The organism is Streptomyces sp. NPDC048644, from assembly GCF_043199105.1.
Lineage (GTDB): Bacteria > Actinomycetota > Actinomycetes > Streptomycetales > Streptomycetaceae > Streptomyces.
This window is the reverse complement of record NZ_JBICVO010000013.1, coordinates 108,464-123,776: the sequence shown is the minus strand read 5'-3', so window position 1 is coordinate 123,776 and position 15,313 is coordinate 108,464. Positions and strand designations below refer to the sequence as shown.

General features: G+C 69.4%; 14 protein-coding genes and 1 pseudogene. 8 read left to right on the top strand and 7 right to left on the bottom strand.

The features are described 5' to 3' along the window. Positions 1–469: 469 nt before the first annotated feature. A complete protein-coding gene (locus tag ACGFNI_RS26540) occupies positions 470–1,960 on the top strand; it encodes a carboxylesterase/lipase family protein (protein ID WP_393687160.1) in 1,491 nt (496 codons plus the stop codon). 72 nt (positions 1,961–2,032) lie between these two features. Here ACGFNI_RS26540 and ACGFNI_RS26535 read toward each other — a convergent pair whose 3' ends face one another. Continuing rightward, positions 2,033–3,238 carry a glycosyltransferase gene (locus ACGFNI_RS26535; RefSeq protein WP_393687159.1) on the bottom strand — a complete coding sequence of 402 codons (1,206 nt, stop codon included), beginning with the start codon at positions 3,236–3,238 and terminating at the stop codon, positions 2,033–2,035. 693 nt (positions 3,239–3,931) lie between these two features. On the opposite strand from ACGFNI_RS26535, the gene ACGFNI_RS26530 reads away from it, so the two are divergent. Then, on the top strand, positions 3,932–4,516 hold the full coding sequence (locus ACGFNI_RS26530) for a hypothetical protein (RefSeq protein WP_393687158.1): 585 nt from the start codon (positions 3,932–3,934) through the stop codon (positions 4,514–4,516). A gap of 428 nt (positions 4,517–4,944) precedes the next feature. Here ACGFNI_RS26530 and ACGFNI_RS26525 read toward each other — a convergent pair whose 3' ends face one another. From ACGFNI_RS26525 to ACGFNI_RS26515, 3 genes are all read right to left on the bottom strand, one after another. Next, positions 4,945–5,991 (bottom strand): chitinase, encoded by a 1,047-nt coding sequence (locus ACGFNI_RS26525; protein ID WP_393687157.1) that lies wholly within the window; start codon positions 5,989–5,991, stop codon positions 4,945–4,947. A 187-nt stretch (positions 5,992–6,178) separates the two neighbouring features. Then, on the bottom strand, positions 6,179–6,379 hold the full coding sequence (locus tag ACGFNI_RS26520) for a hypothetical protein (RefSeq protein WP_393687156.1): 201 nt from the start codon (positions 6,377–6,379) through the stop codon (positions 6,179–6,181). A 196-nt stretch (positions 6,380–6,575) separates the two neighbouring features. Then, complete coding sequence (locus ACGFNI_RS26515) at positions 6,576–6,989, bottom strand: formyltransferase family protein (RefSeq protein WP_393687155.1); 414 nt, start codon at positions 6,987–6,989, stop codon at positions 6,576–6,578. A gap of 391 nt (positions 6,990–7,380) precedes the next feature. Here ACGFNI_RS26515 and ACGFNI_RS26510 point away from each other — a divergent pair, with 391 nt between their 5' ends. Next, entirely contained in the window at positions 7,381–7,974 is a 594-nt protein-coding gene (locus ACGFNI_RS26510) for a snapalysin family zinc-dependent metalloprotease (protein WP_393687154.1), read from the top strand. A 150-nt stretch (positions 7,975–8,124) separates the two neighbouring features. On the opposite strand, the gene ACGFNI_RS26505 is transcribed toward ACGFNI_RS26510, so the two are convergent. From ACGFNI_RS26505 to ACGFNI_RS26495, 3 genes and pseudogenes are all read right to left on the bottom strand, one after another. Beyond that, positions 8,125–9,423 carry an erythromycin esterase family protein gene (locus ACGFNI_RS26505; RefSeq protein ID WP_393687153.1) on the bottom strand — a complete coding sequence of 433 codons (1,299 nt, stop codon included), beginning with the start codon at positions 9,421–9,423 and terminating at the stop codon, positions 8,125–8,127. Positions 9,424–9,663: 240 nt separating this feature from the next. Beyond that, a complete protein-coding gene (locus ACGFNI_RS26500; protein WP_393687241.1) occupies positions 9,664–10,335 on the bottom strand; it encodes a CatB-related O-acetyltransferase in 672 nt (223 codons plus the stop codon). Positions 10,336–10,434: 99 nt separating this feature from the next. Continuing rightward, a pseudogene (locus ACGFNI_RS26495) lies at positions 10,435–10,769 on the bottom strand (ABC transporter ATP-binding protein); the annotation flags it as partial. A 171-nt stretch (positions 10,770–10,940) separates the two neighbouring features. On the opposite strand from ACGFNI_RS26495, the gene ACGFNI_RS26490 reads away from it, so the two are divergent. The 5 genes from ACGFNI_RS26490 to ACGFNI_RS26470 all read left to right on the top strand — a co-directional run bounded on the left by ACGFNI_RS26490 (position 10,941) and on the right by ACGFNI_RS26470 (position 15,245). Then, positions 10,941–11,588, top strand: coding sequence for a TetR/AcrR family transcriptional regulator (locus tag ACGFNI_RS26490; RefSeq protein WP_393687152.1), 648 nt, complete (start codon positions 10,941–10,943; stop codon positions 11,586–11,588). Positions 11,589–11,807: 219 nt separating this feature from the next. Beyond that, entirely contained in the window at positions 11,808–13,058 is a 1,251-nt protein-coding gene (locus tag ACGFNI_RS26485) for a glycosyltransferase (protein ID WP_393687151.1), read from the top strand. 382 nt (positions 13,059–13,440) lie between these two features. Further along, entirely contained in the window at positions 13,441–13,980 is a 540-nt protein-coding gene (locus ACGFNI_RS26480; protein ID WP_393687150.1) for a hypothetical protein, read from the top strand. A 2-nt stretch (positions 13,981–13,982) separates the two neighbouring features. After that, on the top strand, positions 13,983–14,363 hold the full coding sequence (locus ACGFNI_RS26475) for a tail fiber domain-containing protein (protein ID WP_393687149.1): 381 nt from the start codon (positions 13,983–13,985) through the stop codon (positions 14,361–14,363). 168 nt (positions 14,364–14,531) lie between these two features. Further along, complete coding sequence (locus ACGFNI_RS26470) at positions 14,532–15,245, top strand: 2OG-Fe(II) oxygenase (protein ID WP_393687148.1); 714 nt, start codon at positions 14,532–14,534, stop codon at positions 15,243–15,245. The last annotated feature ends 68 nt before the right edge of the window (positions 15,246–15,313 follow it).

Genomic DNA, 15,313 nt, shown 5'->3' with positions numbered 1-15,313 from the left:
GCGATGGCGTGTTTCCGCGCCGTGACCGACGGACCTGCATCGGGGGGCCGCTAGGGTGTTCGCTTCCGCGTGCCGGTCAGCGCGAGCCGGTTGAGTGCACGGCGCAGGGCAGGCCGTCGGTCAGCGAAACCAGTAGCCCAACACGCCGCTTCCTGCTCGGCTCTTCACCAGCGGACGGCCGGTGGAGAGCTTCGCGGCCGACGGCGTTATCAAGTGCAGGTGTTGTGCTCCTAGTTGATGTGCTCGGCCCGCGAGAGGCTGCGGGCAGGACGATCCGGTCGGCCGTCCAGTTCATCGCCTGTCCGGCGGGCTCCGGGGCACAGCCGAGTGCGTGGCTGATCCTGGTGGGGGCAGCTCTGCGGAGGGGAGGGGCAGGAACAGCGGTTGCTGTTCTGTGAAGGTGGCGGCGACCGGAGACCCGGCTGCCGCCGAATAGTCTGCCGATGCCTGCTGAGGGGAAGGAAGTGGCATGTCTGAACAGCCACGGGTGCGTACTGCGGAGGGTGTGGTTGAGGGGCTCCGGCGGCGGGGGCACGCGGTGTTCCGCGGCATTCCCTACGCCCAGCCACCAGTAGGTGCGCTCCGCTTCGCCGCGCCCGCCCGGCCTCGGCGCTGGGAGGGGACACGGCAGACGGTGGAGTTCGGGCCCGTGGCGCCGCAGTCCGTGCCGGTTCACGCGAGTCCGGCGGAGGGCACGGATTGGCTGACGCTCAACGTCTGCACTCCGGATCCGGGCGCGGCGGGGCTGCCGGTGCTGGTGTGGATCCCCGGCGGCGGCTACATGGCGGCGGCATCGAGCGACCCGATGTACGACCCGACGGCACTGGCCGGGGCGGGGCTCGTCGTGGTGAGCGTCAACTACCGGGTGGGCGCGGAGGGTTTCGCCCTCTTCGAAGGCGCTCCGCCCAACCGCGGCTTCCTTGACCAGATCGCGGCGTTGCACTGGGTGCGGCGGAACATCGCCTTCTTCGGAGGAGACCCCGATCTGGTCACCGTGGCCGGGCAGTCCGCCGGGGCGGGGTCGATCGCCGCCTTGCTGACGATGAAGCCGGTGCGCGGGCTGTTCCGACGGGCCATCACGCACTCGGTGCCGGGCTTCCACTGCACCCGCGCCCTGGCAGCGCAGGTCGCCACCGTGCTCGCGGACCGGCTCGGCACGGCCCCCACCGTCGCGGCCCTCTCCGATGTCGCCCCCCAGCGCCTGGCTGAAGAGGTCACCTCCCTGTGCGTCGACCTCCCTCACTACCGGCAGCGCTGGGGACGGCTCGCCCAGCTCGGTATCGCCGTCTGCCCCGTGGTCGACGGCGAGGTCCTCTCCGAAACACCCTGGACCGCGCTGACCAGTGGCCGTGCGAGCGGAATCGACCTCCTCGTCGGCCATACCCGCGATGAATTCCGGCTGTTCAGCGTCATGACCGGACGGCGTGGCACGTTCACCGAACAGGACACCCGCACCGCCCTGGACCTGTTCGCCCCGGCACCGGACGGTCCGGACGCCTATCGTGCCGCCCACCCGCGGGCCACCCCGGAAGAACTGCTGGAGACGGTGTACTCCGACAGCACTTTCCGGATGCCGTCACTGCTGCTGGCTGAGGCGAACGCCGCAGCCGGCGGCAGCTCGTTCCTCTTCGAGTTGCATCTCGCCTCCCCGGTGCTCGGAGGGATCATGGGCGCCTGCCACAGCCTCGACGTCCCCTTGGCGTTCGGCACGATGGACAGCTCCACCGGCAAGCAGCTCTTCGGCGACCAGCCCGCTCCCGAGGCCGTAGTGGTGTCGCGGGAACTCCAGCAGGCATGGGTCCGGTTCGTCACCAGCGGCTCCCCCGGATGGGCCGCCTACCACCCCGGCCGGCAGCTCAGCCGCGTCCTGGCCGCCGAATCGAAGACCCTGCCGTACACCGGGCAAACCTCCCGCCAGATCTGGCAGGGCCGCCCTCCCGCCCCCTTCGACCTCACGTAGAACCGTCGGAAGCAGGCTCTCAGCTGCTGCTCGGGGAGTGACGTCTTCGAGGTCCGGCCGGGCCGGCGTCGCTCAACCGAGGCCGTCGAGCAGCAGGTTCGCGGCCACCGCCGCTCCATCGGTGTGAATCTTGGTGCCCAGGGCTTTTGCCCGTTCCCGGGTTTCGGGCGCCAGGGCCGTCCTGAACGCGATGCTCAGGGACTCGACGGTCGGAGCCGGACCGTCGAGTGCCGCACCGATGTCCAGGTCCGCCACCCGGCCGGCCCAGTACGGGTTGTCCGACATCTGGGCAGGTAGCACCACTTGCGGCACGCCCGCCCGTGCGGCCGTCACCGTCGTGCCCGCGCCGCCGTGGTGCACCACGGCGGCCACCTTGCCGAACAGACGTTGTTGGTTGACCTCGCCGATGGCGAAGCAGTCGTCCCGGTCGTCGATCAGGCCCAGGTCCGCCCAGCCGCGGGAGACGAGTGCGCGGTGGCCCTGTGCGCGCAGCGCCTCGATGGCCCCGCGGGCGATGTCCTGCGACGTGCTCATGCTGCCGAAGCCCACGTAGACCGGCGGCGCGCCCGCCTCCAGGAACGTCACCAAGTCGGCCGGGAGCGGGCGTTCGTCCGCCAGGCTCCACGCACCCGTCTGGATCACGTCGAGGCCCGGCGTCTCCCGCCACGGTGCCAGGGCCGGGTCCGCCGCCAGCCACGGCTGATCGGTGAAGACGTGGTCGCGGACGTTGTCCACCGGTGGCAGGCCGAGCGATGCCCGGTGGCCGTTGAGCGTCTCGCCGAATTGCGCGTTCACGTGGTGGGCGTCCAGCTCCCACAGCGTCCGGTTGTCGTTCATCTCCGGCTCCGGCCAGCCCGGCCGTGGCGGCGGCGCGTGGTGCGGCGACGGCAGGTGGACCGCCGCATAGCTCGCGTATACGTAGCGGATGCCCGCGGCCTCGGCCACGGACCGGGCGGCTATCTGTGCCAGACCGGCCGCCACCAGCGCGTCACATCCGTCGACCGCCACGGGGAAGATGTCGAACTGTGCGTCAACCAACTCGGTCCGGTACCGGGCCAGATCCGCCGCCGACGGCAGAGTCGCCCCGCGCATCAACTCCCGCACCGGTGGCCCGACCGGCACCAGTTGCACGCCGATACCCGCCAGCCGCTCCACGAACTCCTCGTCCGGCGGGGCGCACATCCGTACCTCCGCGCCGAGATCCCGTAGCCGCACCGCGAGTGCCACCAGCGGTTCGACATCGCCACGCGTCCCGTATGTCGACAACAGCACCCGCATTCCGCGCCCTCTTTCGTTCTGTCGTCCCATGAGTCCGGTCCCGGTCCGTGCCGGCTCAGCCTTCGAACGGTCCCCCCATCGGCGGCGATACACCTGCCGTGGCAGATACGCGGGCAGCAGTGTACGTCGCGGTGTGCTCGGCGCAGAGGTTGTCCCCGAACGCCAAGGTGCCTGGGGCCCACGCACGCCTTGCCCTCGGTCTTCGGCCTGGCCCTGGCCCAAGCGCGTGCGCGGATGAACGCCGTCGGCCCGGAGTTGGACGTGGCCGACGACAGGACCGCCGGGACGCGCTCGGTGGCGGCCCGGCCCCGTCCCCCTAAGGTCCAACTCTGCTCCGTATATGCCGACTTCTTCCCCCGAGGCAGCGGCGAACGTCCGCCGGGCCTCCTCGCGGACAATCTCGTCGATCAACGCTCCGGTCTCGCGTGGAGCCGTCCTCGGTGATTACGGTGAGCGCCCCGCGCGCTTTCCGGCCAACGTTGCAGCGTCGGCCTTGCAGCGTCGGTCTTGGGCCGCCCGTAGCCGGCGAGGCGCGCAGGGTTCCGATCGTCCGCACAACCGGAGAGCCACTCGATGCCCAGATCGTCCGTGCCCGTCCCTGATGTTTCGATCGTCTTGCCCTGCGCCGGATTCGGAACCCGCTTCAGCGCGCCCTACTCGAAGGAACTGCACTCTCTGGCTCCTGGGGTCACTGTGCTCGACCGCAGCCTGGAAGCCGTTGTCGAACTCGCCAAAAGCGGGCTCAACGTGCGCCTGGTCGTGGTGTTCAGGGCACACAAGCTCGACACGGTGAGTTATCTCGCGCGCTACGCTCAAATCTTTCAAATGGTCTTTGTCTACCAAAATGATTCGTTTGAATCGGGCCTCGACGGCGCGATCCGGTCCGCCTTGCCGATGACGCAAGGGCCGGTGGCCCTCGTCCTGCCTGACATCGTCATTACCGGCGCGGACAGTACCGGCAGTCTGCTCGCCGCATTGCGACGAAGAGGGGCAACGGGCTGGAGCGTAGTGGCTGCCGAGGAGCGGGATCCCGACACGCTGCAGCAGGTGGGCGCGCTGGCCGTGGTCGAGGAGAACGGCGTAATGACAGTCAGGTCGGCCGTCGAAAAGCCGTCAGATCCTGCGGGCTTCAACGCATTCTGGGGCATCGTGACAGCCACCGAGGAAGAGGCACACCGGTTGCCCGACGTGGTGAGCAAAGGAGCGGACAACCCACTGGCCGGGGCGACCGCTCTCATGGTGGAGGGAATCGCCAACTACAACACCGCCGTTGGCTGACCCCAGGCGCCAACGAGCCCAGATGTGAGGGGACTTCCGCAGCGACAACCACAACCGGCGGCCCGGCCCGCCGCGCACCAGGACCTCATTGCCGGCAGCCGGCCGGCACGGGACTCGTAGCGCCGGAACACGGCGACGATCAGTCCGTCCTTCACCGGGGCACGATGACGGCCTCCGCTACCCCAGCGGATCTGCGCGACCGGATCTTCCAGCCGCGCAGGGGACTTGTCCCGGGCGATGTCATGGCACAGCTCCCACACCCGGCGGGATGGCGCGCCCTCCGCCTTCGGGGCGGGCCGCGGAGCCGTGTCATACGCCGTCACACCGGGCCCGGCGAGCAGCCGTGCGACAGGACTTCACCTGCCGCACGGCCACAGACACCAACTGACCTGGGAAATCAGGCGCACGGCCCTGGGTGACCCGGGGCGTCAGCCCTTGCTGAGCGCGTCAGTGAAGGCGAACGGCGACTGCGAGACGCCGCTGCACACCGGCGAGGCCGCCGCCTTGATGGTCCGCGCGGCGTCCATGCCGCCCTTGGCCGCCGCCTTCGCAGCCGAGTTGCACGCCTGGTCGCGGCTGACGGACCAGTGGGACATCCGGCCGACCCCGTTGCTCGCTGCCCAGCTCGCCACCGAGGCGGCGTCGGCCAGGCTGAAGGTGGAGCCGTCGTCGTTCACGCCGATCATCGGGGTAATGCCGAGGTTGGCGTAGGTGTAGCTGGGGTCCACGGACTGCATCTGCGCCAGGGTGGCCTTGCTCGCGCTGATTGCCGCCGCGCCCATGTCGGTGCCGGTGCCCTGCCCGTAGTCCATCGTCATGATGTTGACGTTGTCCAGCGTCACGCCGGCGGTCTTGGCGGCCTTCAGTACGTTGACGCCGTCGGCGGTCAGGCCGGTGGGCAGCACCGGCAGCGTCACCGATGCGGTCAGCCCGGAGTTCTTCGCCTTCAGGTCCTTGATCGCGGTCATCTGCCGGGCCACGCCCGCGGTGTCAGCGACGGCCGCGCCCTCGATGTCGAAGTCCAGGGATTTGGCGCCGTAGGCGGTGATCTCCTTCTGGTAGCCCGCGTCGATCTTGCTCTGGTCGGTACAGGTGAAGGCCAGCGGCTCACCACTTGCTCCGCCGGAGGAGATGATCACGTCGGCGCCCTCGGCCTTGGCCTTGGCGATCTTCGGATCGGTGTAGGGGTCATCGCCGACAGGGAGCGTGTCGCCCCAGATGTTGTTGCAACCGGCGCCGATGGTGAAAGCGGCGGTGTAGGTCTTCACACCATGGTCGGTGATGGCTGTGTCGAGCATGCCTGCGGCGGAGTTGCTCATGTCCACGTACGGAGCGAACTGTCCCGCCGCGTCGAAGCGGGCGGCCGGGCGGATCACCTGCGGGTACGCGGTACTCGCGCCGGCGGCGGTGATTCCGACGACGGACAGGGCGCCGGCGGCTGCCGTTGCCAGGGCTATACGGGTCGGCTTCCTCATCAAATGTCCGGTCCTTCCGAGGGGGAGGAAGAGAGAAGAGCATGACCGTTCACCGACAAAAAATGGACTAGACCAAAGCCGCCGTCAAGAGCCCGCAGGCCCCAACTACCCATTCTTTGACACTGCTTGGCATTCCTGGAGCACAGGTTGACGGCTCTGCGGCCGGGAGTGCCGTCTTCGTGCATGGTCATCGTTTGACCGCGGCCACAGCGGGCGGTTCAAGCAGTTGCCGCAGCGGAGGGTGCTCGACGACGATGCGCGGGGGTGCGGCGCTGCACAGGGCGGCGCCGGTGTCGATCTCGTCCTGTGTCCAGCTGGTGATGTCGAGCAGCAGGCCGTCCAGCGGGCCACCGGCCACCACGTCGTGGCGAGGGAATCGGATGCCCAACTCCGCGGGTCCGGCCGGGTTCTGGCCTGCTCGGGCCCCGGTGCGCTTGCCGGGCTTCCGCGGCCCGGCGCAACGGCCGGCTCATCAGCGTGCCGGGGCAGGAGCCGGACCTGCGACACGGGCGGTCAGTTCGTCGATGTCACGCAGGTCCACGAAGCGGAAGCCGCGGTGTTCGAGGGTGAGGGCTTCGTCGGGGTCAGTTCCTTGCGATAGCGACGCCCCGCTGAATCTTGCGGCCTGGCGGTCGGCCGACGGCCCGCCGCCAGGTCCGCAAGCGTCTCCAGGCACATCTCGGCCCCAGCTTGTACAGCATCGGCAGGTGCCACAGGATGGGCCGGTCCCGGTCGAAGGTGAGCGTCCGGCTCGCGATCACCGGGCCACTCTCGATGCCGGCATCCACCACGTGGAGGGTGCACGTCAGGTCCGGCTCGCCGGCGAGCAGCGTGTGCGCGTACGCGGACAGCCCGGGATGGGCGGGCAGGGCGCCGGAGCGGGTGTTGAAGATGCCCAGCGGCGGCAGCGAGAGCGTCGGCTCCCTGAACAGCCGGCCGAACCGCAGGAAGAGGATCGCATCGCGACCGCCCTCTCCGCTCAGGCATTGGACGGTCACTGATTCTCGCTCGTTCCACCCCGCAACGCCGTGGGTGCCGGTGGTTCCGAGCCCCCGTGGACAGACCGATCGCAAGGTAGTTGGGACAGCTGGAGCAGTTAGGGCAGTTGGGAGCAGAGTGAAGAACGGGGCCTGACGAGCCAGGACCTTCCTGACAGCAGAGGTTCAATGAGCGGACCCGCAACAGCGTCCGCGTCGTCATCACCTCCCACCTCGGGGAAGCCGCCGGCGGGCGGGCGTATCGCGGGGCGAGGGAGCGGCCGAACCAGGGTGATATCCCCAGGAGTTGACGGTGTGAGAGCGGCCGATTGCTGACTTGTAGAAGTCGTTGCCTGCGTGGTGGCCTTATCGCTTGCGGGGCAACTGATGCTCAAGGAGGCGCACGAGTCTCATGATCAAGCGAATAGCCGCCGTGGCGGCCCTGATACCGGCCATGCTGGGTACTACGGCCGGAAGTGTTTCCGCGCAGTCCGCGCCGAAGGCGACCACAGCAGTGGTCACCCTGACCTACGACGCCAGTCAAGCAGGGCAGTGGGCGGACGCGATCAAACAGGCAGCGCAGAACTGGAACGACGCGGTGCACAACGTGCACCTGCAGCCGGCCAGCTCGCCCGGATCGGCCGACTACGTTTACCAGGCGACCGACGGCTGGCCCCAGTCGACGGTGGGGCCGGTGTTCCCGGGCGGTAGCGGTGAGGTGCAGCTGGGCCAGGAAGCGGTGAACGAGGGCTACGACCTGACCCGGGTCGCGACGCACGAGACCGGGCACATCCTCGGGCTGCCCGACGACTACGACGGCCCGTGCTCGGAGATCATGTCCGGCCACGGCCCCGGCCCATCGTGCAAGAACACCAAACCGGACGCGGCCGAGGCAGCGCAGGTCGACCAGAACTACGCCGCCGGCGGCGCGTCGGCAACGCGTCCGAAGCCCCATCAGGTCGTGATCGACATCTGGCACAATCCGGCCCTCACCCCCTCACACTGACCAGCCGGCAGACCGGCAGGCGGACACCGGCCCCCGGAGACACCTCACCGCTCCTCGAAGGGCTGCGTTGCGCCGCTCCCGTGCGAGGTAGGTCCGACGCCGGAGCCGGGTGCGCCTTCTCGGCCTCATCTCCCCCGCCCTTGACCTGTCTCACAGGTTTTCGAGGTCGTCGGCCACCGTGGAGGTCGGGGTGTTGAGGATGGCGTCGAACGCCTCGATGACGGGGGTGTGCAGGTAGGCGCTCTGGATCCGGATGCGGTCGGGGCCCTGGGCAAGGCCGGCGTTCTCCTGGGCCTGCGGGCGCGCCTGATGGAAATCGGCAATGCTGAGCCCGAGTTCGGCATCGGCGAAGGCAGCCTCGATGCTTCCCGGCTCGGCCGGCTCCAGCGCGGTGGCGTCGATGGTGAATCCGAAGCATGTGTTCTCGTCTCTGGGCATGTCTGCGGTGTGTCCGGTGGTGCTCGTCAGGCCGAGGGCGAAGTACTCATCGCCGAGCGCGCGGTGCAGGTGCTGTCCCATGGGGAGTCCCGTGAGGTGGCCGTTGAAGGAGATCGGGGTTTTCTGGATGTGGGCGTTGTGAGCTGCCAGCACGACGCGGGTTCCGGGTTCGTAGCGCTCCAGGTGCCACAGGACCGACTCGGCCATGTAGACGTCGCGGGCCGATGTGTCGGCGGCCAGTCCCTTCCCGGCGAAGAGTTCGGCCATGGCGCGGAAGGTGTAGTCGGCGTGGCAGGCGCCTTCGAGGCGGCGCACGGCGATGTCGTAGCTGTGCTGGTCGCCGCGGGAGACGTACAGCGGTTCCAACGAACGGAACCGGATGAGCAGACGCGTCAACGTCGCGCTGAGGGCGTCCTGTTCGGCGGTGGCCAGGCGTGCCCAGGCGGGCGCGGCGACGGCGCCTGAGCCACCGGCGAACGTTGCGGCGATCCGCATCGCCTCCTGGACCGCCGGCAGGGTTTCGGGGTCGATGTGGCGCAGATAGTCGGCGATCGGGGCCAGGGCGGGAAGCAAGGACCCACCGGCCGCGGGGATGTCGATGCCCGCGAAGCGCACCGGTGGTGCGGCTGTGCGGTTGTGCCGGCGCATCCAGCGCAGCGGTTCATCGACTCCTACGGGGATCGTTGCGGCGAGGTGGGCCGACAACTCGTCGTCCGCTCCCTCTCCCTGGGCCCAGGCGTCGAGGGGGAAGCCTTCACTGAAGCCGTATTCGAAGGCCAGGACGGTGAAACCGCAGCGTTCGGCCAGGAACCGCAGGACGCGCTCGCGCATGACTGCGAACTCGTTGATGAAGTGGGAACTTTCGCCGATCGCGACGACGCGGGCGTCGCCGATGACGGCGCGCAGCGGCTCCAGGTCGTCGAGCGGCGCCTCACGGTCGAGATGGGTGAGCGGGACGGCATGGGCGCGAAGCCAGTCGGTGAACGGGGTGTGGCAGGACGGAGCAGGCATGCTGACAGCTCGATTCTCGGTGCTGGATGGGGATGGATCGCCGATACGGGAGCGGTCACCGCACGGAGAGCGACCACCGGAGTGCGGCGGCATGGCGGTGCAGCCGCTCGGCCGCACCGCGCGTAGCGTCTCCCGAAGACGGGGCCGCGGACGGGCCGGCTGCGGGAGCCGACGGGCGCGAAGATCTCCGCAGGTCGCAGGCCGGTCTCCGCAGAGCCGGGCGTCCGGTGCCGGGACCGTTCAACGGGTCGTCGCGCTGCGAGGCGGTGTGTGACCGGGCGCCGCGTTCTCCAGGTCGTCGATGCTGCCGGACATGATCGTGCGGAGGTGTTCGGTGAGGTGCTGGAGCGGCCAGTCCCACCAGGCAAGTGCGAGGAGGCGGTTGATGTCGGCGTCGCTGTAGCGGCGGCGGATGAGACGGGCGGGGTTGCCGCCGACGATGCCGTAGTCGGGGACGTCGTCGACGACTACGGCGCCCGAGGCGATGATCGCTCCGTGGCCGATGCGGACGCCGGGCATCACCATGGCCCGGTATCCGAACCAGACGTCGTTCCCCACCACGGTGTCGCCCCTTCCGGCCAGGCCGGTGATGAGGTCGAAGTGCTCGGACCAGGAACCGCCCATGATGGGGAAAGGGAACGTCGAGGGGCCGTCCATACGGTGGTTGGCGCCGTTCATGATGAACCGCACGCCCTCGCCCAGCGCGCAGAACTTCCCGATGACCAGCTTTTCCGGCCCGTAGTGATACAGCACGTTGCGGGTCTCGAACGCGGTCGGGTCATCGGGGTCGTCGTAGTAGGAGAACTCTCCGGCCTCGATCAGCGGCGAGGTGATCAGCGGCTTCAGCAGCACCACTCGCGGCTGCTCGGGCATCGGATGCACCGCGGTCGGGTCGGCGGGAACAGGCGGCATCACGGATTGCTTCCTTCCTGAAGGGATGTCTGCGGGTCCGGAGAACCTCAGCACTTGGTGGTGAACGTCGCCATCGCCCGCATGGGGGCAGGTGGGCGGCCGTCGGCTCCGAGGCAGCCGACGATCATGGCGACGATGACAAGGGCGCCCTCGTACCCGGTCGGAGCGGCTTCCAACTCCTCGACGAGGGGCGGCAGATGGTTGGTGGGTTCGTCGGGCAACAGGATGTCCGACGGCTCGCTGAGCAATCGCGCCAAGGCGGGACGCCGCAGCTGCCCGGTGGCCAGCCGACCGACCGGCACCGTGAGCCGGCCGCGGTCGAACAGGCCCAGGGACAGGAGCCGTTCAATGTATCCGGCGGCCTCCCCTGCCGGTCCACGGGCGAAGGCGGCCGGCACGGCCTCCCCCGGTTCCCCGGGCCGCGGCTCTTGCGAGCGCAGTGATCTGTGTGGCCATCGGGGACTCCCAAGCATTCGAGAACGAGGCGGCCGTCAAGGGCCGCACGGCCGGGCGAACGCTTCGGAAGAGCATCGATCTCCACTAGTGCGACAGCTGCTGCTTTAAGATACTGCCATGACCCTGTCCCCCTCAGCAACGGATTACCAGTGACGACTCCCACCGACCCAGGACCAGAAGGCACCAGGCCCCCGACCCGACGCCGGCCCGGGGGCCGCACCGCCCGCATTCGCCGGCAGGTACTCGACGCAGTCCTCGCGGAGCTCGGCGAACACGGCTATGACGGGCTCACCACGGACACCGTCGCCGCCCGCGCCGGCGTGCACCGCACCACGGTGTACCGGCGCTGGGGGGACGTCGGCGGACTGCTCGCCGACGTCCTCGACGCGGCGAGCGACGACGACTGGCAGCCACCTGACACCGGCTCGCTGGAAGGCGACCTGGCAGCACTGAACCAGGAGATCCAAGCAGCCCTGACTGCACAGCCACCGATCGTGACAGCACTGATCGCCGCCTCGTTCCGCTCCGAGAAAGCCGCCCACGCCCAACAGCGGCTCTGGGAGGACCGGTACGCCCGCTGCGAGATCGTCGTCAGCCGGGCGGTCCGGCGCGGCGAACTCCCGCCGCACACCGACGCTCAGCGACTGCTCATCGCCGCCACCGCGCCCCTGTACCACCGGCTGGTGCTCCTCCGCACCCCACCCGACCCGCAACTGCCCGGCCACGCAGCCAGAACCGCCGCACTCGCCGCAGCCGCCGGCGCCTTCACCGAGCCCCCGTCAACGGGCAACACCTAAAGGAGAGTTCCATTGTGCGACTCATGACGAGACGCATCGCGAGGGGAGTTCACAAGGGACTTGGTCCGTCCACAGTGGACGGCGAAGGGAAAGGTGGAGTGCTCACACCTTCCCCTTCCATGATCAACATATAGCGCGCCGGGGGGCTTGTGGCAAGACCCGGGTCGTGCCGCAGAATCACCGGCCGAAGCCAGAACACGAGGGCACGGGAGTGGCGAAATGCGTGTGTTGTTGTTGGCGTACGGGTCGCGCGGGGACGTCGAACCGATGGTGGGACTCGCGGTGAGTCTGCGAGCGCTCGGCGCGGAGGTGCAGGTGTGCGCACCGCCGGACTTCACGGAGCTGCTGGACGGTTTCGGCCTCCCGCTGGTGCCGCTCGGCCGGTCGGTGCGCGAGATGGCAACCAGGGCGGTGACCGGGACGAAGGCGCCGCTGCCGGCGGCGGGCCTGTCCCAGCGCGCGGCCCAGATGGTCGCCGCGACGTATGAACAGGTCGCTGCGGTGGCCGATGGATGTGATGCAGTGGTGGCGACCGGCTTGATCCCGGCCGCGGCTGCCGCGCGGTCGGTGGCCGAGAAGCTGGGCATCCCTTACGTGTTCGTGGCCTACTTCCCGGCCTACCTGCCGTCGCCGCACCACCCGCCGCTCGCGTGGCCGGGCCGGCCGCTCCCGCCGGACGTGACGGACAACCGGGTGCTGTGGGACCTGAACACGGAGAATATGAACGCGCTGTTCGGCGACGCCGTCAACACCCACCGGGCGTCGATCGGCCTGCCCCCGGTGGACAACGTCCGCGACCACATCTTCACCGACCGCCCATGGCTGGCGGCGGACCCGGCCCTGGGCCCGTGGCTCCAGCCGGCGGACCTTGACGTGGTGCAGACCGGCGCGTGGATCCGGCCGGACGATCGCCCGCTCCCGGCCGCTCTGGAGGCGTTCCTGGACGCCGGCACACCACCGGTGTACGTGGGCTTCGGCAGTATGCCCATCCGCGACTCGCAGGACGTCACCCGGGCAGCCATCGAGGCAATCCGCGCGCAGGGCCGCCGCGTACTTGTCTCCCGCGGCTGGGCCGGCCTGGCCCCGACCGATGAAGGGGACGACTGCTTCGTCGTCGGCGAGGTGAACCAGCAGGCACTGTTCGGCCGGGTGGCCGCCGTCGTGCACCACGGCGGTGCGGGCACGACGACGACGGCCGCCAGGGCCGGCGCGCCTCAGGTGGTGGTACCGCAGATGGCGGACCAGCCGTACTGGGCCGGCCGGGTGGCCGGGCTGGGCATCGGCGCGGCGCACGACGGTCAGACCCTGACCTTCGAGTCCTTGTCGGCCGCGCTCAAGACGGCCCTGACCGCTGAGACCCGCGCACGAGCGAGGGACGTGGCCGGCACGATCCGTACCGACGGGGCGACGGTGGCCGCGAAGCTGCTGCGCGACGCGGTCAGCCGAGAAAGGCCGCCGGCGTCCGTGTGAACCTGGGTGGCATCGGCCTGGGCCTCTACCAGGTCGCCCGCGAACTGCACTTACTCCTCGCGGTCTGGACCGGCGTCTGCCTCACCTGTCACCGCGGCATACCAGAACCGCATGCGTTGCCGAGGGTGCATTCCGGCTCCGGGTCACGGGCGGCTTGATGTGTGGGAGCGCTCGGGTCGATCGCGTTCGTCATCGTCTTGCCGACGGTTCATCAGTTGGTGCGAACTCGCGTTTGTCAGCTGGTTGGGCCGGATGGGCGTGGATACGGTCGCTTGCGTCGTCCAAGAGGGGCGGCACTCGTCGCGTGCTGCACGCGCTCAGGCCGTCCCGGCCGTCATGCGCTGGTGCGGGTCACGGTGGGGCAGTTCCTATGGGAGTGGACATGAGTCTTGTAGGGCGTAAGACCGTCGCGGTGATGGCCGCGGCTTTGGCGTCGCTGGGCGCGGGGAGCGGGGTCACCGCGTCCGCGACCACCCCATCCGTCGCGTCGTGCAGCGGAACGGAATGCCCCAGCCTGAAGCCGGCCAGGCTCACGACCAGCCAGGCCAGCCTGAATGTCACGCAGATGCAACTGGAGAACATCCAGGCGATGGCGTCCGACGCGGTGACCGGGGAGCCCATCCGCGGCGCGAAGATCGTGTTCGCCACCATCGGCGGCCGGACGCTGGGGGCGGCCTACACCGACTACGACGGCGTGGCCGCGATCACCGCCCCGGAGAACCTGGGCCCCGGAACCCTTCAGGAGCTGCTGGGCGGTTACGAAGCCGCGATGGTCGGCGACGGCATCCACACGCCGGTCGGGGCCCACGGAGCGATCACCGTCGGCATCGATCAGGGCCCCGGTGTCCCGGGCTCCCCGTGCGCCATCTGCAGCGACCGCGGGCTCAAGCAAGACGTGGTGCCGGTCGACTGGAGCCGGTAAGGGTGCGTATCTTCCGCCGGCGGTCCCGGGGTGCCGACCGCATCGGCCCGGATCGTCATCCGGCCGGTGCCCGGGAGATCGGCGCTGTGGCCCCGGTCGGCGCGGTCAACGGCTACGCGGTCCTGGAGACCGTGGCCGCGCTGCCCGTCAGTACCTGGCGCTACCTCTGGGAGCCCGAAGACGTACGTCACCTTGGGCCGATGGCCCAGGACTGGCACGCAGCCTTCGGCTTCAACCAGGACGACACCAAGATCCCCGTCGTCGACGGCCTCGGCGTCGCCCTGGTCTGCGTCCAGGCACTGCACCGCCGTGTGGAAGAACTCACGGCCGAAGTGGACCGTCTGCGAGAAGCCGCGAGCGTGAACCCGTCCGAGACCGCGTGACGACGCCGGACGGCCGGCTGTGCTGCTCCGGTGGCCGGAGGGGCCGACGGTCAGTGGCCACGCGCCCGTCCCGGACCGAGCACGGTCCACGGTCGTCGCCGGTCCCTGAGAGGGCTTGGAGCGTCAGCCCTTCGGAACACCTCATCGAGACCCAGAAGGCAGGACACTTTGGCACCACACGACACCGTGACGGGATCGCCCGAAGCGACGGATCAGCGGCCGGCGGTGTGTGCGGACGCGATCTGGCGGCTTCCGGTGACGGTCTGCCGCGTCACTCAGTTCCTGGGTGAACGGGCGGCCGGCGCCTTGCTGGAGCGCGCCATCGCGTCCACCGGCGACACGTTGAAGCCCTCCATGATTCGAGACCGGGAGGTGGTCCCCGACTTTCGCCGGTCCCTGTCGTGCCAGGACTTCGCCGCGCCTGAGTTGATGGCCGCCATCGATGAGGTACGGGAGGCGGTCGAGCACACTCTGGGCGTCTCCTGCCAGTACACCGAGCCCAGCTACAGCCTCAACCTGCACAACGACGGCGACTTCTACCGGCCGCACCAGGACACCAGCGCCGAGTTCGCACCCCGGCGTCTGCTCACGTTCGTCTACTACCTGCACCGCACACCCCGGCCTTTCGACGGGGGCGCGCTGCGCATGTTCGACGTCGCCCTCCCGCTGCACACAGAGACAGCCGGGAAGTGGGAGGAGCGCACCTGGCGGGACTGGGAGCCCGAACACGACAGCATCGTGTTCTTCCGGCCCACCGCCTGGCATGAGGTACGGCCGGTCAGCTGCCCGAGCAAGCAGCACGCGGACAGCCGCTTCGCCATCAACGGCTGGCTGTGCAGCCCTGCTCCCCGCGAACCGCGGGGAGCAGCCGCCATGACGTGATTCCCCTCCGTACGGCGAGGAGGCCATCCCCGCGGTCGCGGGTGGTGAGGAGAGTGTTCGGATACCAC